General features: G+C 62.2%; 22 protein-coding genes, 1 tRNA gene and 1 pseudogene. 17 read left to right on the top strand and 7 right to left on the bottom strand.

Features of this window, described 5'->3' with window-relative positions; genetic code table 11:
* Positions 1-265 precede the first annotated feature (265 nt).
* The 5 genes and pseudogenes from E8M84_RS10670 (at position 266) to E8M84_RS10650 (ending at position 5425) form a co-directional block, all read left to right on the top strand.
* On the top strand, positions 266-1435 hold the full coding sequence (locus tag E8M84_RS10670; RefSeq protein ID WP_137111185.1) for an exo-alpha-sialidase: 1170 nt from the start codon (positions 266-268) through the stop codon (positions 1433-1435).
* Positions 1432-2382, top strand: a complete 951-nt coding sequence (gene pdxA / locus E8M84_RS10665) for a 4-hydroxythreonine-4-phosphate dehydrogenase PdxA (RefSeq protein WP_137111184.1) — start codon at positions 1432-1434, stop codon at positions 2380-2382. Before E8M84_RS10670 ends, pdxA begins: the two co-directional genes overlap by 4 nt.
* Positions 2379-3308: a dihydrodipicolinate synthase family protein gene (locus tag E8M84_RS10660; protein ID WP_137111183.1), complete on the top strand. Its 930-nt coding sequence runs from the start codon at positions 2379-2381 to the stop codon at positions 3306-3308. Before pdxA ends, E8M84_RS10660 begins: the two co-directional genes overlap by 4 nt.
* Positions 3301-4437: an iron-containing alcohol dehydrogenase gene (locus E8M84_RS10655; protein WP_137111182.1), complete on the top strand. Its 1137-nt coding sequence runs from the start codon at positions 3301-3303 to the stop codon at positions 4435-4437. Before E8M84_RS10660 ends, E8M84_RS10655 begins: the two co-directional genes overlap by 8 nt.
* A gap of 478 nt (positions 4438-4915) precedes the next feature.
* Positions 4916-5425 (top strand): annotated as a pseudogene (locus tag E8M84_RS10650) (tyrosine-type recombinase/integrase).
* Positions 5426-5826: 401 nt separating this feature from the next.
* On the opposite strand, the gene E8M84_RS10645 reads toward E8M84_RS10650, so the two are convergent.
* Entirely contained in the window at positions 5827-6816 is a 990-nt protein-coding gene (locus E8M84_RS10645; RefSeq protein ID WP_137111181.1) for a helix-turn-helix domain-containing protein, read from the bottom strand.
* 163 nt (positions 6817-6979) lie between these two features.
* Between E8M84_RS10645 and E8M84_RS10640 the strand changes: the two genes are divergently transcribed.
* The 7 genes from E8M84_RS10640 to E8M84_RS10610 all read left to right on the top strand — a co-directional run bounded on the left by E8M84_RS10640 (position 6980) and on the right by E8M84_RS10610 (position 14659).
* Positions 6980-8386: an aldehyde dehydrogenase family protein gene (locus tag E8M84_RS10640; protein ID WP_137111180.1), complete on the top strand. Its 1407-nt coding sequence runs from the start codon at positions 6980-6982 to the stop codon at positions 8384-8386.
* Between the two features lie 10 nt (positions 8387-8396).
* Entirely contained in the window at positions 8397-9998 is a 1602-nt protein-coding gene (locus tag E8M84_RS10635) for a GMC family oxidoreductase (RefSeq protein ID WP_137111179.1), read from the top strand.
* A gap of 35 nt (positions 9999-10033) precedes the next feature.
* Positions 10034-11281, top strand: coding sequence for an ABC transporter substrate-binding protein (locus tag E8M84_RS10630; RefSeq protein WP_137111178.1), 1248 nt, complete (start codon positions 10034-10036; stop codon positions 11279-11281).
* 155 nt (positions 11282-11436) lie between these two features.
* Positions 11437-12294 carry a branched-chain amino acid ABC transporter permease gene (locus tag E8M84_RS10625; protein WP_240790391.1) on the top strand — a complete coding sequence of 286 codons (858 nt, stop codon included), beginning with the start codon at positions 11437-11439 and terminating at the stop codon, positions 12292-12294.
* Complete coding sequence (locus E8M84_RS10620; protein WP_137111176.1) at positions 12294-13268, top strand: branched-chain amino acid ABC transporter permease; 975 nt, start codon at positions 12294-12296, stop codon at positions 13266-13268. Before E8M84_RS10625 ends, E8M84_RS10620 begins: the two co-directional genes overlap by 1 nt.
* Positions 13255-13968, top strand: a complete 714-nt coding sequence (locus E8M84_RS10615; protein WP_137111175.1) for an ABC transporter ATP-binding protein — start codon at positions 13255-13257, stop codon at positions 13966-13968. The genes E8M84_RS10620 and E8M84_RS10615 overlap by 14 nt, the downstream gene beginning before the upstream one ends.
* On the top strand, positions 13961-14659 hold the full coding sequence (locus E8M84_RS10610) for an ABC transporter ATP-binding protein (protein WP_137111174.1): 699 nt from the start codon (positions 13961-13963) through the stop codon (positions 14657-14659). Before E8M84_RS10615 ends, E8M84_RS10610 begins: the two co-directional genes overlap by 8 nt.
* 673 nt (positions 14660-15332) lie before the next feature.
* On the opposite strand, the gene E8M84_RS10605 is transcribed toward E8M84_RS10610, so the two are convergent.
* The gene (locus E8M84_RS10605) at positions 15333-16193 is read right to left on the bottom strand and encodes a pirin family protein (protein WP_137111173.1); all 861 of its coding nucleotides are present in this window, start codon (positions 16191-16193) and stop codon (positions 15333-15335) included.
* A gap of 92 nt (positions 16194-16285) precedes the next feature.
* Between E8M84_RS10605 and E8M84_RS10600 the strand changes: the two genes are divergently transcribed.
* From E8M84_RS10600 to E8M84_RS10590, 3 genes are all read left to right on the top strand, one after another.
* Complete coding sequence (locus tag E8M84_RS10600; RefSeq protein ID WP_137111172.1) at positions 16286-17188, top strand: LysR family transcriptional regulator; 903 nt, start codon at positions 16286-16288, stop codon at positions 17186-17188.
* A gap of 130 nt (positions 17189-17318) precedes the next feature.
* Positions 17319-17392 (top strand) — tRNA-Gly (locus E8M84_RS10595).
* 331 nt (positions 17393-17723) lie between these two features.
* The gene (locus tag E8M84_RS10590; RefSeq protein ID WP_137111171.1) at positions 17724-18548 is read left to right on the top strand and encodes an intradiol ring-cleavage dioxygenase; all 825 of its coding nucleotides are present in this window, start codon (positions 17724-17726) and stop codon (positions 18546-18548) included.
* Positions 18549-18573: 25 nt separating this feature from the next.
* Here E8M84_RS10590 and E8M84_RS10585 read toward each other — a convergent pair whose 3' ends face one another.
* From E8M84_RS10585 to fabB, 3 genes are read right to left on the bottom strand one after another with little or no spacing between them, the layout of a single operon-like run.
* Positions 18574-19335 carry a hypothetical protein gene (locus E8M84_RS10585; protein ID WP_137111170.1) on the bottom strand — a complete coding sequence of 254 codons (762 nt, stop codon included), beginning with the start codon at positions 19333-19335 and terminating at the stop codon, positions 18574-18576.
* Positions 19332-20120 carry an enoyl-ACP reductase gene (locus E8M84_RS10580; protein WP_137111169.1) on the bottom strand — a complete coding sequence of 263 codons (789 nt, stop codon included), beginning with the start codon at positions 20118-20120 and terminating at the stop codon, positions 19332-19334. The genes E8M84_RS10585 and E8M84_RS10580 overlap by 4 nt, the downstream gene beginning before the upstream one ends.
* A gap of 6 nt (positions 20121-20126) precedes the next feature.
* Positions 20127-21356, bottom strand: coding sequence for a beta-ketoacyl-ACP synthase I (fabB, locus tag E8M84_RS10575; protein WP_137111168.1), 1230 nt, complete (start codon positions 21354-21356; stop codon positions 20127-20129).
* A 382-nt stretch (positions 21357-21738) separates the two neighbouring features.
* Between fabB and E8M84_RS10570 the strand changes: the two genes are divergently transcribed.
* Both E8M84_RS10570 and E8M84_RS10565 read left to right on the top strand, forming a co-directional pair.
* Positions 21739-22806, top strand: coding sequence for a hypothetical protein (locus tag E8M84_RS10570; protein WP_137111167.1), 1068 nt, complete (start codon positions 21739-21741; stop codon positions 22804-22806).
* 121 nt (positions 22807-22927) lie between these two features.
* Entirely contained in the window at positions 22928-23092 is a 165-nt protein-coding gene (locus tag E8M84_RS10565) for a hypothetical protein (protein ID WP_205914591.1), read from the top strand.
* Positions 23093-23107: 15 nt separating this feature from the next.
* Here E8M84_RS10565 and E8M84_RS10560 read toward each other — a convergent pair whose 3' ends face one another.
* On the bottom strand, positions 23108-23320 hold the full coding sequence (locus E8M84_RS10560; protein ID WP_137111166.1) for a DUF2945 domain-containing protein: 213 nt from the start codon (positions 23318-23320) through the stop codon (positions 23108-23110).
* A gap of 74 nt (positions 23321-23394) precedes the next feature.
* Positions 23395-23904, bottom strand: coding sequence for a bifunctional 3-hydroxydecanoyl-ACP dehydratase/trans-2-decenoyl-ACP isomerase (fabA, locus tag E8M84_RS10555; protein ID WP_137111165.1), 510 nt, complete (start codon positions 23902-23904; stop codon positions 23395-23397).
* Positions 23905-23925 lie beyond the last annotated feature (21 nt).

Below are 23925 nucleotides of genomic sequence, written 5' to 3'. Positions count from 1 at the left end.
CGAGCAACGCTGCAGGTTACGCTCATGCCGCATGCGCAGGGTGTGCCAGCCGCACGCCATGGCTTAGCAATATTTCCCTTTGAGGCAATGTTGTCAAATCAAAAAAGATGAGTTGGTTCGTGGTCATGGCTACTCAGATTTAAATATATGATATATAATTCAAATTTGCCAATCATTGTGCGATACTAGGTGTGATTCTAGATTTTCTAACTTGACAACTTGTTGGCATCGGTGAAGTTTGAGGCAAGTTCTAACAGGAAGATTCATGTCACCGGAAGAGATCGCAGCGCGGATGGATGGGGTGCTGAGGCATCAGCCCGATGGTCGGGTCGAGGCCTTGATTCCCTCGCCAATGGTGCAAAACCATGCCGCATTCATCGAGCGCCTTGAGGGCGATGCGCTGGCCTGCCTGTGGTTTGGCGGCACGCTTGAAGGCAAGTCGGACATATCGATCTACGGCTCTGTTCTGACTCCAGACGCCAACGGCTGGAGCGTCAGCACGCGCCTGAGCGACGACCCGGACCGGTCAGAGCAGAACCCTGTGCTATGGCGCAACGGCGCAGGCAGCTGGCAGCTTTTCCACACCGCTCAGCCGTCCGGCAACCAGGACGAGTGCGTGATTCGTGCCCGTCCGATCACGTTTGACGGCACGCTTGTTGTCGGCTCTCCGCGTGAAATCGCGCTGCCCAAGGGCAGCTTCATCCGTGGGCGGTTCGTCAGGCGGCAAGACGGCGCATGGATGATGCCGGTGTTTCGCTGCATCTCGCGTCCGGGGCAGCGCTGGAACGGCAGTCACGACACTGCCGCTGTCGCGGTCAGCCAGGACGATGGACAAACCTGGGATCTGAACGAAGTCCCGGGATCGATCGGGTCGGTTCACATGACGATCGTTCCCTTGGACGGGGACCACATGGTCGCATTCTATCGGCGGCGTCAGTCCGATTTTGTCCACCGCTCGGAAAGCGCGGACGGCGGGTTCACCTGGTCTTCCCCGGTGCCGACGGATGTGCCGAACAACAACTCGTCGATCAACGTTGTCCGCCTTAGGGATGGCAGGCTTGCGATGGTCTGCAACCCGGTTTCCGCCGCGACCTCGACCGACCGGCGCGTGTCGCTGTATGACGAGATCGAGGAAGGCGACGACCGGCCGGATGCAACGGGCGGCTGTGCCCCGATCTGGGGGGTTCCGCGCGCCCCGCTGACGCTGTGTGTCTCTTCCGATGGCGGAAAAACCTGGCCGCTGCGCTCCATCATCGACGACAGTTCCGGAAGCTGCCTTTCGAACAATTCGGTTGATGGACGCAACAAGGAACTGTCCTACCCCTATCTGCTGGAAGGTCGGGACCGCGCGCTTCATGTCGCCTACACCTACTTCCGGCGCGCCATCAAATACGTCCGGCTGCCGGCAGGATGGATCGACAGAGGTCAGGCATGAGCAAGATCATCGGCATCACCATGGGCGACCCAACGGGAGTCGGGCCCGAGATCGCCATCAAGGCGGTTGCGGAAATGAGCACCGAAGATCGTGCCCACACCCGCATCTACGGCAACCTCGCCACGCTTGAACTGGCGCGCAAGGCCGTCGGACTGGATGTCGACCTTGACGGGCTTGTCGTCGATCTGCCGATCGAAGGGGGCCCGCTGCCCTGGGGCAAGCTGGATCCGCGCGGCGGCGACGCTGCATTCCGCTGCATCGAAAAGGCCGTGCGCGATGCAGAGGCCGGGACCATCGGCTGCATCGTCACGGCGCCGATCAACAAAGAGGCGCTGAATCTGGCAGGCCATCACTACGATGGCCATACCGGCATGCTGGCCGCGCTGACCGGTCAGAAATCCGCCTTCATGCTGCTGGCGTCGGATCGGCTGAAGATCATCCACGTCTCGACCCATGTGTCGCTCAAGACGGCCATTGATCGCGCAACGCCCGAACGCATCCTTGCGACGATCCGCGCCGGTCATCAGCATCTCAAGCGGATCGGCTATGACGCCCCGCGCATCGCGGTCGCAGGCATCAACCCGCATTGCGGCGAAGGTGGCCTCTTCGGCAGCGAAGACGATCTGCAGGTGGTGCCCGCCGTGGCCATGGCGCGTGCCGAAGGGATTGATGCGGTCGGGCCGATTTCGGCAGATACGGTCTATTACCGCGCCTATAGCGGCGTCTTCGACCTTGTCGTGGCCCAGTACCATGACCAGGGCCATATCCCGATCAAGCTTGTGGCCTTCGACACGGCCGTCAACGTGTCGTTGGGCCTGTCAATCGACCGGACCTCCGTCGACCATGGGACCGCATTCGACATCGCCGGCACTGGCAAGGCCAACCACGTAAACATGATCTCTGCTATCGCCTATGCCCGGCGGCTGGTTGCGGGGGCCAAGTCATGAATCCTGCGTCCAGACTGCCGGTCTCAGGAGTGTTCTGCGCCTCGGCGACGCCCGTTCTTGCCGATGGCTCGCCGGATCTTGCGGCCTTCGCCGCACATTGCCACGCGCTGATCGGTGAAGGCTGCGACGGAATTGCGTTACTTGGCACCACAGGCGAGGCCAATTCCTTCGGCATCGCACAGCGACAGGCTCTGCTGGATCATGTCATCGGCTCGGGCCTCAATCCACTGCGCCTTTTGCCGGGTACGTCGCAGACCAACGTGCCAGACAGCATAACCCTGGTCAGGCACGCCGTGGACGCGGGCGTGAAGGCCTGCGTCGTGTTGCCGCCATTCTACTACAAGGGTGTCAGCGATGAGGGCCTGTTCCGCTTTTATGCCGAAGTGATCGAGGGCGTTGGTCGCGACACGTTGCGGGTCATCCTGTACCACATCCCACCCATCGCACAGATCGGCATCTCGCTTGACCTGACTCACCGCCTGCGCGAGGCGTTTCCCGGCGTCGTCGTCGGGGTCAAGGACAGCTCAGGCAAGATCGAAAGCATGAAGGCCTTCGCCAGCGCATTCGAAGATTTCTCTGTCTTCGCCGGTGCGGATCCGTTCATGTTGCCGCTGCTGCAGGCAGGGGGGGCGGGATGCATCACCTCCAGTTCCAACCTGATCGGCCGCCACCTGCGCGTGGTCTTCGACAACTGGTTCGATGCAACCCAGTCCAATCGTGTGACGGCGGCCCAGGGCCGCATCAATGCCTGGCGGGATCTGTCAAACGCTTATGTTCAGTTACCGACGATCAAGGCGATGCTGGCCCGCCGTCGCAACCATCCAGGCTGGACGCGCGTTCGACCGCCGCTGGTCGAGTTGGGCGCCGAAGAGATCAGTTCGGTCTGGGCTGAAATGGACAAGTTGGAGGCGGCCGACAATGACTGAGAACCTTCATTCGATTGCGCGGACCATCACGCTGCTTCAGCCGACACGAATTGAAATCGGCGCAGGCGCAATCACCCGTCTGGGTGAGTGGGCCAAAGAGTTCAAGCGGATCTTCGTTGTCGCCATGCCATCGACGGCCGGCTTCGTTGATCGGGCTTGTCTGGTCGGCGACGTCGTGACCTATGTCGACATTCCACCCGAGCCCGACCTGCCGGCCGTTGACGCTGTATTGGCAGCGGCACGGGCCTTTCGACCCGACCTTGTGATTGGTCTTGGCGGTGGCTCCGTCATGGATGTTGCCAAGCTTGTGGCGGTCTTGTGGGATGCCGAGCAATCTGTCCTGGACGTTGTTGGCGTGGGCAAAGTCAACGGCCGCCGCACCGCTTTGGCGCAAGTGCCGACCACATCCGGCACAGGGTCCGAGGCGGGCATCCGTTCGCTTGTCACGGCACCGGATACGCTGGCCAAAATGGCGGTCGAAAGCGCGTTCATGCTGGCCGATCTAGCCGTACTTGATCCGGAATTGACGTACACCGTTCCGGCCGCCGTAACGGCTGCAACCGGGGTAGATGCGCTTGCCCATTGTGTGGAGGCCTTCACAAACATCAAGGCGCATCCGGTGATCGACGGTTACGCCACGCTAGGCATCACGCTTGTCGGTCGCTTCCTGGCCCGCGCCGTGGCTGATGGCACGGATACCGAAGCACGGACCGGGATGATGATGGCGTCCTACTTTGGCGGTCTCTGCCTTGGCCCAGTGAACACCGCAGGCGGTCATGCCTTGGCCTATCCCCTTGGCACACGTCTCAAGCTGCCGCACGGGCTGGCGAACGCGATTATCTTTCCGCATGTCCTGGCCTTCAACGCGTCTGCACGGCCGGAAAAGTCCGAGATCATCGCGCGACTTCTTGGCCTCCCAGGATCAGCCAAGGCAGACACCTTGTTCGGTGAAGGGTTTGCCTTTTGCGAGGTCTTAGGGCTTGATCTGCACTTGGCGCACTATGGCGCGCGGGAGCAGGATTTGCGGGGTTGGGCTGAAGAGGCGTTTGCAATCAAACGCCTGATCGACAACAACCCGCGCCCGCTGGCAGTGACCGACATTCTGTCGATTTATCAGAACGCGCTTTGACGGGTAGCGCCGTCTAGATGGAAATGCCTCGCGCCGTGGTGCAAGCCGCTGGGATGCCCTCTTCAACGCATTTTGCACTGCTAACTGAAGAGCCAAGTGGCAGCGGCGTGTAACGACGGATGCTCATCTGGGGCCCTTCGTTTCAGAACGGGGTCCGACTTCAGGACAGAGTCTTCCCATCGAAATGTGACTTGGGCCACGGCACGACTAAACTTTGCCGCCGAGCAGTCGTCACTTCAGTTCACAGCGAACGTCCGCTTTCCGCCCAACGCTCCCTCCCTTGGGCAAGAAGGTGGTATCCTGTATGGGTCGGCATTACCGAAGAAGGTGGGTCCGGTGGACAAGAGGTAATACCATGTCCATCGATCTTCTTCCCGCCCTACATCCTGCTCGAATCCCTTGAAACAAGGGCCGCATTATCGGCCAGGAGCGCCCACTGCTGCCACGCCACGTCTAGTCCATCCGCGTCCGCCTCGAAATGGCGGGAAACACACGCGGCCTGGCGCAGTTCAACATGGCTGTCAATAGCAAGCTTCGCGGTTGCGATTTCGTCGGCCTCAGGGTGCGCGATGTCTTCGCCGCTGGGCGGGTCAAGGAACGCGCCTCAATGATCCAGAGCAAGACGGGTAAACCGGTCGTTTTCGAGATCTCTGAGACCACCCGCCTGTCTCTTGAGAGGTGGATCAGCGACCCCGAGATGGTGGGCCTTGAGTTCCTGTGGCCCAGCCGAATCCATGGCAGCACACATCGCTCGACAAGGCAGTACGCACGAATCGTCAGTGGCTGGGTTGCTTCGCTCAGACTGGGGCCGAGCGCCCACGGAACGCATTTTATGCGCTAGGCCAAGGTAGCACAGATCTACAAAAAGACCGGCAACCTCCGTGCTGTTTATCTGCTGCTCGGCCACACGAAGATGGACAGCACAGTCCGCTACCTCGGGGTCGACATCGAGGATGCCCTGGCACTCTCGGAGCGGATCGACCCTTGATCAACCTCCCCGACCGGCGCACCATGCTCCGGTCGGCCTAAAGCGGCCATTCTAAGGTGCCCTTGCGAACGGCAGCTTTCCAAACCTCCTCTGACCCACTCGGCAGCAGAGTCACGGCGTGAATGGCTGGTGGGGAGCGGACTGCAGTCGAACCTTCTCCAATTCCGGTTTGGTCCCGAGGCTTATCCAAAGGGGCGACAAGCTCAAACCGAGGCGCCCATCTGCGGCGCCGATGCAAAGCTAGGAGTGATCGGACGCATAAACGTTGGCCGGTCGAACCTGCTCTATCAGAAATGGGCGGTTGAGGCCTCTATGGATGCCGCCGTGATCGTGAAGATTGATGCGACATCGACGACTGTAGATAGGTCTGGATTGCCTCTCAATTAATTCAAAAAAACGGTTCACGCTCCATCGCTATCGAAACTGTCGTCTGGCCCGCCGAGCAAACCGCTCACGGCCGCGCGCGGACTTGCACCGAATGCTTTGCGAAAACAGCGCTGGAAGTAGCTGAGATCGGAGAACCCGGCCTCATATGCAATGGTCGAAATCAGGTCATTGCGGCGTCCTGCCTGACGGTCGGCAAGCGCGCGCCGGACATGCTCCAACCGTTTGGTCAGCAGATACCGGGTCGGCGTCGAGTTGATCGCCGCAAACCCCCGCTGCAGCTGCCGTGTCGAGATGCCCAGATCGTCGGCCATTTCCTGGATCGACAGGTCATGATTGCGGTAATGCGCATCAATGTAGGCTTGGCCCTGCGCCAGGGCCTGCGCGCCGGAGATATCGCTGTCGATGCCGGAGAACCCGCTTGTTCCCGACCGTTCGTGCAGCATGGCACCGATCAGACCGAACAGGGCCTCGCGCATATAGGCTTCGCTGGTGGCGTTCTCGATCCCCTTCACGACTTTGCCAAGCACTGCACAAAGCGCCATGCTCGTCGGATCAAAGCGCGGCACGCTGATCCCGCCCCGGATCAGGTCGTAGCCGAATCGGGCATGCATCTCGGCGCGGGGAAGGTGCAGGGATATCTGGCGACTGTAGGATCCGAAGAACGTGAACTCGGACGGGCAAGCACTGTCGATCAGTACCATGTCGCCCGGCTCCAGGAGGCAGGCCGCATCGTTCTGCGACATCAGCGCACGGCCTTCTTCCTGCAGGATCAGGAAGTAGTTCTCGGAGTTGTCGCGTCTGATTTCCTTCTTGGTCCTGACCAGTTGCTGTAGGTCCGCGGCGACATGCGCGACCTCGATGCCTGCGGCGTGCTCCAGATTGATACCGCCACGAAGCTTTGCCGAACTTGACGCTGTGCGCATGTCAAAGCTGCCGCAGATCGAGAGCAGATCGGCGTGAAACTGGTCGGCAGGGACCTCGGACGTGCGGAAACGCATCAGCATCGGACAAATCTGTGTCGATGAAACTCAGGTTGCAAGTGAAACCAGTCCGGATTCCTGTGACAGCTGGTCTGCGTCGCATGAGTCCGCTTTTTTCGTCGCGACAGTCCAAGAATCCTCCCGCCTTTTGCCGGAACGTGACGGCAGGGAATACAGGGAGGAGAGAATGCTGGACTACAGCATGATCATCGGCGGCCATTCGGTCGCCGGTCAGGAAAGTTTTGCCGTGCACAATCCGGCGACGGGCGAACTGGTCGGTCGCGCGCCGAATGCCAGCCTGGCGGATCTGGACGATGCCGTCGCCGCAGCGCGCGGGGCGTTTCACGCCTGGGCCGCCCAGCCTGACGAAGCGCGCGCCGCCATCTGCGGCGCGATTGCGGGCAAGCTTGGGGAACACGCCGAGGACATCGCCCGGCTGCTGACGCTGGAGCAGGGCAAGCCGCTGGGTGGTCTGGGATCGCGCTTTGAGCTTGGGGGCGCGCAGGCCTGGGCCGGGTTCACCGGAACGCTGGGGCTGCCGGTCAAGGTGGTCCAGGACGACAACACGGGTCGGGTGGAACTGCACCGCAAGCCCATTGGCGTTGTCGGGTCGATCACCCCGTGGAACTGGCCAGTGATGATTGCCATCTGGCACATCCTGCCGGCCTTGCGGGCGGGCAATACCGTGGTCATCAAGCCCTCGCCCTTCACGCCGCTTTCGACGCTGCGGACCGTGGAAATCCTGAACACTATCCTGCCGAAGGGCGTACTGAACGTCGTCACCAGCGACGACCGGTCCACCAACATCGGCGCGGCGATGAGCGCGCATCCGGGCATAGCCAAGATCGTCTTCACCGGGTCCTGTGCCACAGGCGAGAAGATCATGCAGTCGGCGGCCCGCACGATGAAGCGGCTGACGCTGGAACTGGGTGGCAACGACGCAGGCATCGTCTTGCCCGACTGCGACCCGGCGGCGATTGCCGAAGGGCTGTTCTGGGGCGCCTTCATCAACAACGGCCAGACCTGCGCCGCGATGAAACGGCTTTACGTCCATGACAGTATCCACGACGCGGTCTGCGACGCGCTGGTTGCCTATGCCCGCAACGTGCCGATGGGCAACGGCTTGACCGACGGCGTGGCGCTGGGTCCGATCAACAACCGGATGCAGCATGACAAGGTCAGCCGCTTGGTCGCCGATGCCGCGTGCTCGGGCCGCGTGCTTCTGGGCGGGGCGCCGGACGAAGGGCTGTTCTTCCCGGTCACGCTGGTCGCGGACCTGCCGGACGACGCGCCCCTGATCGTTGAGGAACAGTTCGGCCCGGCGCTGCCGATCATCCGGTTCACCGACACCGACGAAGCAATCGCCGCCGCCAATGCCAGCGACAATGGCCTGGGCGGCTCGGTCTGGTCCAAGGACATCGGCAAAGCCAAGTCCATCGCCCTGCAGATGGAGTGCGGGTCGGTCTGGATCAACAAGCACGGCGCGATCCAGCCCAATGCCCCCTTCGGTGGGGTAAAGCGGTCGGGCTTTGGCCGCGAATTCGGCGAGGAAGGTCTGTTCGAGATGACCGACCTTCAGACCCTGTTCTGCTGAGGAGGCGGCCATGTCCAGTTTCGACTATATCGTCGTCGGCGGAGGGTCGTCCGGCTGTGTCCTGGCCTCGCGGTTGTCGGAAGACCCGGGTTCTCGGGTTCTGCTGATCGAAAGCGGGCGGCGCGACACGCATCCCTGGATTCACATCCCTTCGACCTTCTTCAAGGTCATCGCCAAGGGCCGCGACATCGTCGCCTATGTCGGCGAGAAAAGCGAAGGCGTGAACAATCGCGACAGCATCGTGTTGCAGGGCCATGTGATCGGCGGCGGGTCCTCGGTCAATGCCATGCTTTACGTCCGCGGGCATGCCAATGACTACAACCACTGGGCCCAGCTTGGGAACCGGGGCTGGAGCTATGAGGACGTGCTGCCGGTCTTTCGCGATCTGGAAGACAACATGGTGCATTCGGATGCCTTCCACGGCACCGAGGGCGAGCTGCATGTTTCTGAGCCTCGTTTCAAGCATCCGCTCAGCCGTGCCTTCATCCGCGCCGCGCAAGAGGCGGGGCTGCCCTACAACCCCGACTTCAATGGGGCCGAACAGGAGGGCGTCGGCTTCTACCAGTCCACCACCCATGAAGGGCGGCGCTGGTCCTCGGCCCAGGCCTTTCTGCGCAAGGCCGAGGGCAGGAAGAACCTGGAGATCCGGACGCAGACCCGCGTGGCCAAGGTGCTGTTCGACGGCAACCGCGCCTGCGGCGTTCAGTTGGAGGACGGCAGCCAGATCAAGGCGAACCGCGAGGTCATCCTGTGCGCCGGGGCAATCGAGACGCCACGGCTTCTGCAGCTGTCTGGCATCGGGCCGGGGGCGCATCTGCAGTCGCAGGGGATTGCGGTTGTCGCCGACCTGCCCGGTGTGGGCGAGAACTATCAGGACCATCTGGAAAGCACGGTCCAGGGCGAGACGCATGAACCGATCAGTTTCTATGGCGAAGACAAGGGTCTGCGTGCGGTCAGACACTTCCTGCAATACATGACGACGAAGACCGGCCTGATGACTTCCAACGTGGTCGAAAGCGGCGGCTTTGCCGATGTGTCGGGGATGGGTCAGCCGGATGTGCAGTTCCATGTCCTGCCCTTCATGGTCGGCTGGGCCGACCGGGCACCGGTCGAAAGGCACGGGATCGCCATCGGCCCCTGCTTCCTGCGGCCGAAGTCGCGCGGGACCGTGCGGCTGCGGTCGTCGAACCCCAAGGACCGGGCGCTTTTCGATGCGGGCAGCTTTAGCGACCCCGATGATCTGGAGGTTCTGGTGCGTGGTGTGCTGCTGGGAATCAAGATCCTGGAGCAACCCTCGCTGGCAAAGCTGATCAAGCGCCGCCACTTGCCCGAACCGGGAATCGAGAACGACCCGGCCGCCCTGCGCAGCTATGTGCGCCAGACCGCAAAGACGGTGTTCCATCCGGTCGGCACGGCCAAGATGGGCCCCGACACCGACCCCATGGCCGTGGTCGACGACCAGCTTCGGGTGCGCGGCGTGACCGGGCTTCGCGTCGCCGATGCCTCGATCATGCCGACCCTGATATCGGGCAACACCAATGCTCCAACAATGATGATCGCCGAAAAGGCGGCACGATTCATAACCGGCAAGAAGCTTGTCGCGGCGGCCTGACCGCCAGGAATTCCATCTCTCTGGGAGGAGAAAACATGAAGAGAACCACCCTGCTTTCAGCGGGCACATTGCTTGCATCCATGATGGCCAGTGGCGCTTTTGCCGACACGATCTGTGGGGCAAACACCGGCGAAGCCGCGACCGGCGCGCCTATCAAGGTCGGCGGTATCCACGGCAACGCAGCACCTGGCGACTTCTCGTCGTCGACCACGGCCGCGAATGCCTATTTCGACTGCGTGAACGCCAACGGCGGGATCAACGGTCGGCCAATCCAGTACCTGGTCGAGAATGATCAGTGGAACCCGGAACTGGCGGCCCAGGCGGCAGCCAAGCTTCTGAAGGACGAGAACGTCGTCGCCATCGTCGGCAACGGGTCCTTTGTCGAGATGGCGGTCAATGCGCCGACCTACAAGGAACAGAACATCATGGCGATGGCTTCGGCCTGCGCTGTGTCGGAATGCTTTGAAAGCTCCAACATCGTCTCTACCAACCAGGGGCCGCTGTCGTCGACGGTCGGGGCAGCGCAATACATGGTCGAAGAGCTGGCCGCGCAGTCCATCGTCTGCATCGGTCTGGCCATTCCCAACGTAGGCAACTGGTCCTGCGGCGCGATGGAGGAATACATGACCTCCAAGGGTCTGACTGGAGCTTCCGTCCTTCTGAACCCGGCCAGCCCCGACGTGAACTCCAGCCTACTGGAAGCTGTGGCATCGGGATCCGACACGATCCTGGTCAACCTGCCTGCCGGACTGGCCATCGCCTTCATGAAGGCCGCCGAAGAGCAGGGCATGGTCGACAGCTACAAATGGGCGTCTTCGACCCCGCTTTACGACCAGTCGGTCCCGTCGGCTGTCGGCAGTGCCTGGGATGGCAAGATGTACATCAACGCCGAACTGACCCCGTGGGACAAGGGTGGGCCGGACGCGACGAACTGGCTTGCGGTGCTGGACGCCCATGCGCCGGATGCGCCCCGCGACACCTTCAGCCAGTCGGGCTTCCTGTCGGCCAAGTTCTTCGTCGACACGCTGCTGAAGATGGACCCGGCCCAGCTGGACGACCGCGCTGCGGTGACCACCGCAATCAAGGCGATCAGCGGCTATACCTCGGATCTGATGTGCGGACCCTACTATGTCGGCGAGGCGGATCGGCACATGCCGAACCACGCCGGGACCATGGTCGTGGTGAAGAACGGCGGCTTCGAGACGGTGCGCGATTGCTACGAATACGACAGCCCGTATTTCGCGCCGATTTTCGAGAACGAAAAAGCGCTGGGACTGCGCTGAGACACCTGACAAGGGGGCGCGCAGCAATGTCGCGCCCCTGTCTTTCCGGAGGAACTGCCATGCGTGCCGTCCTGATATCAATCGGGATCTGGGGAGCCTTGTGCCTGGCCCTGGCCCTGCTTGTGGCTTGGGGAAAGCCTGCGCCCGTGATCGGAATGTTCGTCGTATCGGGCATGGCCGTGGGGTCGCTATACGCCCTGGGCGGGATTGGGCTGGTGGTGCTTTACCGCGCGACGGGCGTTCTCAACCTTGCGTCGGGTGCTGTCGGCATGGCCAGCGCGATGGTGGCCTGGCAACTGGTGCAATGGGGTATCTTCGCTCTGGTCTCATGGATCCTTGGCCTTGCGCTTGGAGTCCTGCTGGCGGTCGCCTATTGCCGCGTGATCACGCCCTACATGGCCTGGCGCGAGCCGGTGGTGAAGGCAGTGGCAAGCCTTGGGTTCGCGCTGGTCATCCTGGGGACCGTCAGCTTCCTTTGGCCCGATGATCCCCGGCGGTTTGAACTGCCGACCGACAAGGCCTTTGTCACGATCCTTGGCCTGCGCGTCACGGCGACGCGGTTGATGGTTGTCGCGGTCTCGATCCTCGCGGTCATCGTGATTTCCGTTGTTCTGGTGCGGACCCGGATCGGGTTGCATATGCGCGCATTGGCCAATGACCGCCGGATCGCCTCGCTGATCGGGATTCCGGTGGTCCGGGTCGAAACCATGGCGTGGGCAATGGCCGGTCTGTTGTCCGCCTTCACCGGGCTGATGTTCGCCAATCTGGTCCGGCTTGAGCCGGTCGTCATCACCTTCCTGATCATCCCCTGCATCGCGGCGGCCATCGCCGGGCGGCTGCAGTCGCTGCCCGATGTCCTGATTGGCGGCATCGCCATGGGCGTGATCGAAAGCCTGCTGACGCTCAGCGACCCGCTCAAGTCCATCCGACCGGTGGCCCCGTTCGTCATCGCGTCGGTCGTGCTTCTGGTCACCAACCGTGGCCGCCGCCTGACTTTCGCGGGAGAAGACTGATGAAAGTCACCGGTTTGCTTGCAGCCTTTGCCGTGATCGCCGTGATCGGGCTACTGCCGACGATCCTGGGCGGTCAGTGGATCGGCATCTTTATCTCGACCACCTGCTTCGCCTTCGCCGCGATGGGGGCGGGGTTCATGTATTCGCGGCTTGGTATGGTCAGCCTAGCGCAGGTCGCCCTGATGGGTCTGGGCGGCTGGGTCACGCTGCGGCTGAACCACGCCACCGACCTGCCGTTCGAAGTCAATCTGCTCGGTGGGGCGGTCGCAACCGCGGTCCTGGGAATGCTGCTGGCGCTGCCTGCCCTTCGGATGCGTGGGCTATACCTTGCGCTGGTCACGCTGATGGTTGCGGGCGGGCTGGAGGTCGTGTTCACCGCCTTTCAGTTTCCCAACGGTGGCGCGGGGTTCTGGGGGGTGGGAACTTCATTCTCGGCCCCGATGCGGCGACCGACCATCGCGCCCGATGATGCCAACTACCTGCGCTATTGCCTGGCGGTTCTGGTGCTGGGCTTCCTGCTGATCGAGGCACACCGCCGCAGCGCGCCAGGCCGGGCCTGGGCTTTGATCCGGCGCAGCGAGGCGGCGGCGCTGGCCTCGGGCGTGAACGTCACGTTCTACAAGACCTGGGCCTTTGGCCTGTCGGGCCTTCTGGCCGGAGCGGGGGGCGGGCTTCTTGCCGCCAGTCTTGGTCTACTGGACGCCGCGACCTTCCGCGCCAGCGAAAGCGTTCTGCTGTTCGCGCTGGTGATCGTTGGGGGCGCCCGGTTTTGGTACGGCGCGATCCTCACCGCATTTCTGTACCGCGTCGCCCCGGGCTTGCTGAACACCTGGGGAGTCGATGCAGACCTGGCGCTGGTCTTCTTTGGTGCGGCCCTACTGCATGCCGTGATGACCGCGCCGGACGGGATTGCGGGACAGATCAACGACCTCCTTGGCAAGGTCAGGAAGGAGCAAACCCGTGATCGTGCTTGACAAGATCACGATCCGGTTCGGAGGGCTTGTTGCCCTGGATGCAGTCTCGGCCGAGTTCACGGCGGCTGTCTCGGGCATCATCGGACCGAACGGGGCGGGCAAGACCACGACGATGAACCTGATCTCAGGGTTCATCACACCCACATCGGGCAAGGTGCTGGTCGATGGCGACGACATCCTTCGCATGCCACCGCACCAGCGCACCCGCTGGGGTCTGCGGCGTAGCTTTCAGCGCGAACAGATCGCCGACGACCTTTCGGTCTGGGAAAACGTGCTGGCCATCACCGACAATCTGCCCGGAAGCCGATCCGACCGCCGGACCGAGGCTGAGCAGGCGATAGACTTTGCAGGCGTCGGCAAGCTTCGCCACAGGCTGGGGGCCAGCCTGAATACATACGAACGCCGCCTGACCGACCTGGCGCGCTGCTTTGCCGGTCGTCCCCGCCTGATCATGCTGGACGAACCGGCAGGAGGTCTTTCACCGGAAGAGACCGATCATCTGGGGGCGCTTGTTGTTCGTATGGCACGGCTGTCTGACGCAAAGGTTCTGGTTATCGACCATGATGTCGACCTGATCCAGCGGATTTGCAGCGAAACTCTGGTCCTGGACTTCGGTCGCCGCATCGCCTTTGGACCCACGCGGGAGGTCCTGAATGACCCGGCGGTCAAGGCCGCCTATCTGGGGGTGGAACATGCTTGAACTCTCGGGCCTTTCAGTGACCAGACAGGGGCGGGTCGTCGTCGACGATGTCAGCCTGACGGTCGAACCCGGCAAGGTCACCGCCCTTCTGGGCGCGAACGGGGCTGGCAAGTCCGAACTGGTTCTGGGAATTGCGGGCCTTCTGCCTGTCACCGGCGGCAAGGTCCTGGCGAACGGTGCCGATCTGACCGCGGCGTCACCCAACATGGTCCGTGCCGCTGGAGTGGCCGCTGTGCCCGAGGGTCATCAGATCCTGACTCAGCTTAGCGTTGAGGACAACCTCCGCGCCGCTGCCGCGCTGCTGCCACCTTCTGGCGAAGCCGAGACGCTGGACTTTGTCTGGTCGCTTTTTCCCGAGCTTGCCGAACGCAAGCCGCAACGCGCGGGAACCATGTCTGGCGGACAGCAGCAGATGCTGGCCATTGGCCAAGCGCTGATGTGCAAGCCGAAGTATATCCTGATCGACGAGATGTCGCTGGGCCTTGCACCCCTGATCGTCAAGCGGCTGACCAAAGTCGTCGGCGATCTGACCGGGCGGGGTATCGGGGTGCTTTTGGTCGAACAGTTTGTGGAAGTTGCCTTGCAACTTGCGTCGCATGTCGTGGTCTTGCGCAAGGGCAAGGTGCGCCTTTCGGTGCATCCGGATGAAGTGAGGGCCGACCGCACGATACTTTCTAACGCTTACCTGTGACAGGAGCCAGTTGTGCAACTCCTGTGAGATTGCTGTCAGACAAATGCGTCGCAGTCTTCGTTACCCCTACCCCACCTTCTGCTCAGGCAGCGAGAAGGCAGCGCCGCGCCTCCCGTTCTTTGTCTCGAGGTCCGAGCAAAGCCGAGGAGGCCGCCGTTCAGGCGGGATGCAGCGAATGACCGCTATCCGCCCTTCGTGCACTACCGGTCGCTCTCGGCGGCATTGTCAGAGACATCGCCGTACTGACTGTTTGACGTCCCCTGGATTGGATCAGGGGGGATAAGTCACTGTCTTCCAAGGCATGCGCCGTGAAACAGAGCCGTGCACTTCAACGGCCGAGCAACCATATGCCTAGCAGACTGGTCTCCTCTGAAAATACCTCGCCGCGTCATAGCCCGTGCCCGGTGTCCGAGGCGCTGTATCCGCGCATGTGTGGTACGATCACGAAGCGGTCGGTGGCCAAGAGTGGCGCGAGCTTGCGCCGGGTGTGCAAGCTGCAAAGCCAGCCGTGCATAGCACCACCGCCGGATTGGCCGGGTCGCCCCAGGTCTGGACGTTGTAAGTGATCCCGTTGGTCGGAACGGGTCCGGAGTCCTGCGCTAAAGAGAGGCTCGGAACGGCGTTCAGGGCCGCACCGGCAAGGACCCGGGCAAGGGTCCTGGCGGAGGTCCCTTCAGTTGGTGAGGCGGTCGAAGTCACGGTCCAGCGTCGCCTGGTCAAAGGCGGTCAGCCGTCCCATGCCGCCCGCCGCAAAGCGGGCACGGAAGGTACGGACCTGCGCCTCGGTCGAGGCGACGAACGGTCCGGCAGGGATGACGGCGTGGCGCAGCGGCGGGCCGCCGAAGACTGTCAGGCGGGCATCGTTCCGCGCGGTGAGACGAAGGTCTGCGCCATTCAAGAAGACGGCGGTGCCGGGACCGGCGCGACCGCCATCCGTCTCTACCTCGCCTGCGCGGATGACGGCAAAGGCGGTCTCGCCTGCCGGGACGGTCTCCTCCACCACCGCGCCTGCGTGCAGATCGATATCCACGATCCGCGCCGACAGAGGGGCGGAAATGGGCGAAGTCAGCCCGCCAGACGTGCCCAGAAGCACACGGCGCGTCACGCCATCGGCAGTCGTGGTCGGCACGTCGGCAGCCGCCAGATGCAGGGCGGCGGGCGCGACCTCGCGGTCGGCATCGGCATGGTCGATCCAGATCTGCAGGCCAAGGGCCGTGCGCCCACTGCGCGTGACGGTTTCCTCATGCATCACGCCCGCGCCTGCGACTGTAAGGTGCAGCGACCCTGGCCGGATCAGGTTGCTGTTGCCCAGCGTGTCCTGGTTCCAGAAGCCGATCTCGCTTTCGGGAAAGATGTAGGTCGCCACCGAAAAGCCCGCGTGCGGGTGCGGCGGGAACAGCGGCCCCCGCATCTCGAACAGCGAGATGACAAGGAAAGGGTCGATCCGGTCGCCCAGGCTCGCGGCCATCAGGTCAAGGGTGCTCAACTCCGGGCGGTCGATGCCGGTGGGCATGAGAAACAGGGATGCGGCCATGACTATGTCCTCTCTAGGCGTGCAAGAGAACTATGCAGTCCGGCTGATCGGCTGGTAGAATACGAAATCGAATACTCTATCCGAAAATCCGCATGATCTATCGCAACCTCAACCATCTCGCGACCTTTGCCGCCTTGGCCGAGACCGGCAGCTTCGCTCGGGCGGCACGACGGCTGCAGTTGCCGACCTCGACTGTCAGCGAGCATGTCGCGGCGCTTGAGAAGAACCTTGGCCTGCAGCTGGTGATCCGAACCACGCGCTCGAACCGACTGACCGAGGCCGGGCAAATCCTAGCGCAGGGTGCTGCGCGGATGATGGTGGGCGTGGCCGAAACGCTGGCTGGCGTCGAGGTGCTGGTGGACCGGCCCACCGGCACCTTGCGCCTGAGCCTGCCCTTCGCCTTTGCAGCCGACATAGTTGGCCCCGCTGTTGCACGATTTGCAGCACTCTATCCAGGCATCCGGCTGGACATTGTCGTGTCCAATGAGGTGGAAGACCTGATTGCCGGTGGCTTCGACCTTGCCGTGCGGATCGGGCCGTTGGAAGACAGCAGCCTGACCCGCCGCGGCCTGGGGACCATGCCGATGGATCTGGTGGCAAACCCCGCCTACCTCGCGGCCCGCGGTCGACCGGGCAGGCTGACTGACCTTGCCGGGCATTGTCTCGTCGGGATCCGACCGACTCTGTCCTTGTCCGCGACCGGCCCTGGCGGCCCCGAGACCGTACCACTGGACGCGCAAGTTGCGGTCAACGATCCAAAGACGATGGTGTCCATTCTGCGCGGGAGAGGCGGGATCGGCGTCGTCCCGCGCTTCCTCGCGCAGGCCGGACTGGACGACGGCAGCCTTGAGATCCTGCTGCCTGAGTATCGTTTGCCGTCAGCCGAGATGTCAGTCGTCTACTACGGTTCCGGAACGGCAAATCCACGGGCGGATCTGTTCGCGTCATTCCTACAGTCCGAAATGCGTGATCGCGCGACAAACTTGCGGCGCTAAGAATCTCAAGACCGTCCGCTTTCCGCCCTTTGCTGCCCTTTGAAGTTTGTCCTCACGACAGGCCGCACTCGCATGATTCTCCGTTGCGCCTTGACGAACTGTTCACGCCCGAATACCTACCGAGAGCAGCGCGGGCGTTGTGTAATGGTAAGACCTCTGCCTTCCAAGCAGAAGACGCGGGTTCGATTCCCGCCGCCCGCTCCAAGAATCATTTTCCGACAGTATGCCGACAAATCCTCACATGGAGGATGCATAACATTTTGAAAAGGTGAGGTTTTCACAGCGCTGCGCATTGGCCTTCCAAGCAGAAGACGCGGGTTCGATTCCCGCCGCCCGCTCCAGCCTCTTCCAGCAGAAAACCGAACTGTGTCCGCGCTGGGCAGGCCTGACGTTTGCTGCAATTCCAATACCTTGCTCGTGGACGCTTACGAAGCGGTAACCCTTTTCACGGCCCTTGGCCGGGCGGGACTGCAGGTCGCGACGGAATGACATCGTCGCAGCGTATCAGGTGGCATCAGGCAACGGAGCATCGCACATGACCGATCACGACGACCACGGGCCAGAGGGGCTGGCGGCCGACCTTCCGCATCTGACACGGCGTCGGCTGATGCTGACGGGGCTGGCCATGGGCGGAGCCGCGCTGAGCCTTTGGGGAGTGCGCGGTGGGGCCGAGACACTGACCGGCACGGCCGCCGACGGATCGGTCTGCGTGGCTCTGCCTGCCGAGACGGAGGGCCCGTTTCCGGCGGATGGCACCAATGTCCGGGAAGGCCAGACGGTCAACATACTGACCGAGACCGGTGTGATCCGCGAGGACATCCGCACCTCGATCGGCGGGCTGACCCCGGTTGCTGAAGGCGTCCCGCTGGCGCTGGAGATCACGCTGGTCGATGTCCGCAACGCCTGCGCCCCCCTGCGGGGAATGGCGGTCTATGCCTGGCAATGCGACGCCGAAGGGGTCTATTCGATCTATGGTGCGGCAGACCGGAACTATCTGCGGGGTGTCGGTATCAGCGACGCCGAGGGCAAGGTCCGGTTCACCAGCGTTTTCCCGGCCTGCTATCCGGGCCGCTGGCCGCATATCCATTTCGAGGTCTTCTCCAGCGCCGAAATGGCGGTGTCGGGGAAGGCTGCACTCCTCACCTCGCAGTTTGCCTTGCCGGAGTCGGACTGCCGCGCGGTATACGGCGCAAATCCGCTTTATGCCCCGAGCGTGCAGAGCCTTGACGGAGTCACTCTGACGCGAGACGGCATTTTCCGCGATAGTTCCCCGGCCGAGCTTGCGGCGCAGACTTTGACGCTAAGTGGTGATCCGGCGACTGGATACCGGGCAACCGGGCGGGTCGGGCTGGTGCTGTGACGGGAGAGTCGGTCTGAAGACCGATCTACGGGGGTGCGCTGTCGGTTGGCGCGTCTGCAGGAAAGGTCACCAGACCCGTCGTGCAGTGCAGCGACCGGCCCGGGAAGATGCGGGCGTACTTGGCGACAAACCGGTCGCGGCAATTGAGGAAGCTTTGGCCCTTGCTGCCTCGCCCGTGATGACGCAGGTGGAAATCGATGGCCCAGGCGCTGCCGCCCGCGAGTTCCGCCTGCAGGCACAGGTCGGGGCCGTAGTAATGAAAGCCTGACAGATCGGTCGAAGGCAGGACCGGCCGCACCCGGCGCATCAGGATGAAACATTCGTCCAGCGTCTCGACCCGTGCTGGCATCGCACCACGCCTGCGGTCCTGACCGTAGATGTCGCTGATATGGAAGGTCAGCATAAGGCGCGAATGACTGTCGGGGCGGAACCGGCCCCCGGCGATACCGGCCAGCAGCCACGTTGGGTCGCGCCCGGTCAGATCGTCCAGCAGAGCCAGGAGATCGTCATGGCCCTGCTCGATCAGTTCGATGTCGTCATGGCAGAAGATGACATAGCGACCCCGGGCTTCCGCCAGCAGCGGGCCTTGCCAGGAATAGCCGTCGAAACGGTTGCCTGCGCGGTTGTCCGCGGCCAGAAACTCTGCCCGGTCCGGTGTGAAGCCCAGCCGGACAAACGAGGCGATCAGCCGGTCGAACCGGTCCTGCGACTGGACCAGTGCGCAGACCGAGAAGGTCGGTCCGGATTCAGTCTCCGCCGGATAGTAGGCGGGCCGCGGATCGGTCAAAGGTTGTCGGCCTGCGGCATGCCAAGGACGTGGTAGCCGCCATCGACGTGGATGATCTCACCCGAGGTGCAGGCGCCATAGTCCGAGCAGAGCCAGACGGCGGTGCCGCCGATCGCCTCAAGCGTCGCGTTTGACCGCAGGGGGGTGTTCGCCTCAGTGTGGCGGTAGGTCGCGCGCGCCCCGCCGATGGCCGCCCCGGCAAGCGTCTTCATCGGGCCGGGCGAGATCGCGTTGACCCGGATGCCCTGCGGCCCAAGGTCGTTGGCCAGATAACGGGTGGCGGACTCCAGCGCGGCCTTGGCCACGCCCATCACGTTGTAGTTCGGAACCACCTTGTTCGACCCTTGGAAAGTCAGGGTGATTAGCGTCCCGCCATTCGTCATCAGCGGTTCGGCGCGGCGGGCGACGTCGATGAAGCTGAAGCAGGAAATGTTCAGCGAATTCAGGAAATTGCCCTTGGTCGTGTTGATGAAGCGGCCCGTGAGCTCGTTCTTGTCGGAGAATGCGATGGCGTGGATGACGAAGTCGAGGCTGCCCCAGCGGCGGCCGATTTCACCGAAACAGGCGTCAAGGCTGTCTTCGTTGGTCACGTCGACGTCGATCAGGAAATCCGATCCGACGCTGGCAGCCAATGGTTCGACCCGCTTGCCGAACGCCTCGCCCTGGTAGCTGAAGGCCAGTTCCGCGCCCTCGGCCGCAAGTGCCGAGGCGATGCCCCAGGCGATGGACCGTTCGTTCGCCACGCCCATGACAAGCCCGCGCTTGCCCTTCATCAGATCGGCCATGATGCGTTACCCGAGGTATTTGGACATGACGAGGGTGGCGTTGGTGCCGCCGAATCCGAAGCTGTTCGACAGCACAGAGTCGAGCTGGACGTTGTCGCGCATCGTGGTCACGATCTCGGACGGGTCGAGTGCGGGGTCCAGCGTCTCGACATTGGCCGAGGCCGCGATGAAATTGCCGTTCATCATGATCAGCGAATAGATTGCCTCCCAGACGCCCGCGCCGCCAAGGCAGTGGCCGGTCAGGGATTTCGTCGATGCGATGGGGGGCGTGGTGCCTTTGCCGAAGACACGGCGGATTGCCTCGACCTCGGTCACGTCGCCGACCATGGTCGAGGTGCCGTGGCTGTTGATGTAGTCGATCCTGCGGCCCTTGGGCAGGGTGGACAGCGCCAGCCGCATCGCCCGTTCGCCGCCTTCGCCCGACGGGGCGACCATGTCGTAGCCGTCAGAGGTCGCGCCGTAGCCGGTAACCTCGGCATAGATCTTGGCACCGCGCGCCAGGGCGTGTTCCAGTTCTTCCAGCACCACGACCCCGCCGCCGCCCGCGATGACAAAGCCGTCGCGGTTGGCGTCATAGGTGCGCGAGGCGCGGTCCGGGGTGTCGTTGTACTTGGATGACATCGCGCCCATGGCATCGAAAAGGCAGGAGAGCGTCCAGTCCAGTTCCTCGCCGCCGCCGGCAAAGACGATGTCCTGCTTGCCCATCTGGATCAGTTCGGTGCCGTTGCCGATGCAATGCGCCGAGGTCGAGCAGGCCGAGGTGATGGAGTAGTTGACGCCCCTGATCTTGAAGGGGGTGGCAAGGCAGGCGGAGACCGTCGATGACATGCCCTTGGTCACGCTGAACGGCCCGATCCGCTTTGGTGCGCCGGTTTCGCGGACGATGTTGTGCGCCTTGAAGAAGGCCTTGGTCGACGGCCCGCCGGAGCCGACGATGATGCCGGTGCGGTCGTTCGAGATGTCCTCGGGGGCGAGCCCTGAGTCCTTCACCGCCTGGTCCATCGCGATGAAGGTATAGGCCGCGCCATCGCCCATGAAGCGCAGGTCACGTTTGTCGATGTGGTCCTCCAGCACGATGTTCGGCTGGCCGTGAACCCGGCAGCGGAAACCGTGCTCGGCGTAATCGGGGGCGAAGACGATGCCGGATTTCCCGGCGCGCAGGGATGCCTCGACCTCGGCGGCAGTGTTGCCGATGGACGAGACGATCCCGATCCCGGTGATGACGACGCGGCGCATGGGGCCTCCCTTGATGGCTTGACGCCTGTTTAGGGCAGTGGGGGGGAGGGGGCAAGGGTGGGTGCTACCTCAACACCCATTCCAAGGGCTCACTTGTCAGATTTGCGGGAAGCAGTCGCGAGCCAACTTGGACGCCACCGCTTCTTGGTGACCGCGCCGCGTGCTCGATCTGCCGTTGCGGTCCACTGTTCGTTGGTCAAGGTTGCCCTCCGCCAAATGCGCCCTGTCCGATGCAAATCTGTCAACTAATCTACAGTGATTGCTTCAAGAAGTCGCCCTTGACTGCTGACCCAAAGAACTGATGTGATGTGACGGGTGGGTTTCTGACAATCCCCAAGGGTCATTGGTCCTTTGTGAACATCGGAGGCATTGAGATATACGCATGACCATAGACACCTTTGCTGTGCACTCTGCGTGCATATCGCTGGCAATACTTCTGTTCTTTGCTGTGAACTGGATTGGCCGACATGCGGTGAGCTTTGGATACTCCAGCACGACCCTTTTCGAGCACCCTAACGAATCTATTGCTTTGAACTTCGTTTTTCGAACCCTGCCGCCAATGGTGCTGATGGTGCTTTTGTCAGCAGTTGCCGTTGCCTCCGGAAACGATGAACTTCGCCTTCAAAGTTATTGGATCGCCGTCTACTACTTTCTCATACGTGCAGTCTATTTTCCAGTTTTTGGCCTTCATCAATTGATCGATTGGCGTCGCTTTTCGCTGCACGCTGGAATGGGACTGGCAGCAGCTTGGGCTGCTTACCGTTTCTTAATTCTGCCGAAGAAGTCACTTCTTCCAGATCTGGAAACCGCTGGCAACGAGCTATGGCTGGCCATGATTTTCTTCATGTATGCACTTGCAAACAGCATAACCGTTGTCGACTCACGCAGTGCTGGTAGGCGCAACTCTTTTGTTGCAAAGAGATATCTCTCCGCGAGATACCGCTACGGCGCGTTGATAGATGAGAGCACTACTGAAGACCTTCTAAAGCTAATAGTCTATTCTGTGATTGTATTTGAGGACTACTGCCGCCCCCCAATTGTGCGCTTTGTTGAGCGAACTCTGTTTTGGAGGGCGGGTAGAACGACTGGCGTGATGCAGGTGTCATCAGAATGCCGTCTAGATGACATGGAAAGTGTGAAGCTGGGCACGGCAAAGCTCAAGGAATCTTGGGTCGATCATAAGGAAGAGAGCTTTTGGGAAAGAGTTCGATCTGTAGTCGCTGACTATAATCGAGATGACGACTACGTTTACAAAGTTCTGGAAGTAATGGAAATTATTGCGAAGCGTGTTGAACCGAATTTTGCGATCGCCTACGAAAGTGCAAGCTCTTACCAGCCGATTCAGCGGCAGCGTAACATTAGCGGTCGAAGTTCGCGCGTTCGGCGCGCAAGATATTCTCAGATTGATTCTCCCAGACGACGCAAAACGCGATTGCGTGGGCAGAAATAGAGCCTTCGAAGATCGGATTCTCTTAGATCGGAATCCTTCCATCCCGCACCTTTCACACGGCTCGTGCAGTTTTCTTCTGCCGCCCCCCGCTTGCATTTCAGTTCATCTTGAGATTTAGCGCGTGAGGGTCGAAACCCCGATCCTCGCCAAATGGGGCCGCGACCGCGCGTCACTGGACCATCCGGACTATGACTTCTGGTGGCATGCCTGGGAGGCAGAGGGCTGGGTGAGCCTCGGAAGATCGCGCAACTTCGACTGGATGCATGTGCAGGCGGCACGGTTGTAAGGGCAAATGTTCGGCTCAGCCGGCCAAAAGCTCCGAACCGGATTTCAACACGCGGTCGCCGTCTTCCTGTTTGACGAGGTAGGCCGGATCGTCGCTAGTGGCATTGCGCGTGATCGATTTTCCCTTGATCTTGCGGGTGACCTTTGCCGTGAACACTTCGGTCACAACGCCCGTTGCCATTCCGCTGCCCCAGTGCCAGGTCACTGGCTCGCCCTTTTTGAAGGTCATCGTGTGCGCTCCGTTGCCATGCGACGGGCAACGCAGGACCCCGCGCACTGTTCCACGGACCGGCAGGCTGGCACTCACGCTTCGGAGAGCGCGACCTTCATATCCTTGACGAGGTAGATCGTCTCGCCATCCGCCTCCACGCGCCCATCCGCCACGCCCATCGTCAGGCGGCGGGTCTGCAGGGCTTTGGTAAAATCGACGTAGTAGGTCAGCTTCTTGCGGTCGGGGCGGACCATGCCGGTCAGCTTGACCTCTCCCACGCCAAGCGCATAGCCGCGCCCCTGCCAGCCACGCCAGCCGAGGTTGAAGCCGGTCAGCTGCCAAAGCCCGTCAAGGCCAAGGCAGCCCGGCATGATCGGGTTGCCGGGGAAGTGGCAGTCGAAGAACCAGAGGTCCGGGGTGATGTCGAACTCGGCCACCACATGGCCCTTGCCATGTTCGCCCCGATCCTCCGAGATGTCGGTGATCCGGTCCATCATCAGCATGGGCGGGGCGGGAAGCTGGGCGTTGCCGGGGCCGAAAAGTTCGCCCCGCGAACAGGCCAGAAGCGCTTCCTTGTCGAAGTAGGTCGGATACGACGCCATCCCTTGTGGTCCCCCATTTGC

Origin of the sequence: Rhodobacter sp. SY28-1, assembly GCF_005222785.1 — a bacterium.
GTDB lineage: Bacteria > Pseudomonadota > Alphaproteobacteria > Rhodobacterales > Rhodobacteraceae > Tabrizicola.
Note: the sequence above shows the minus strand (reverse complement) of the source record. Positions and strands in the feature narration are given on the sequence as shown.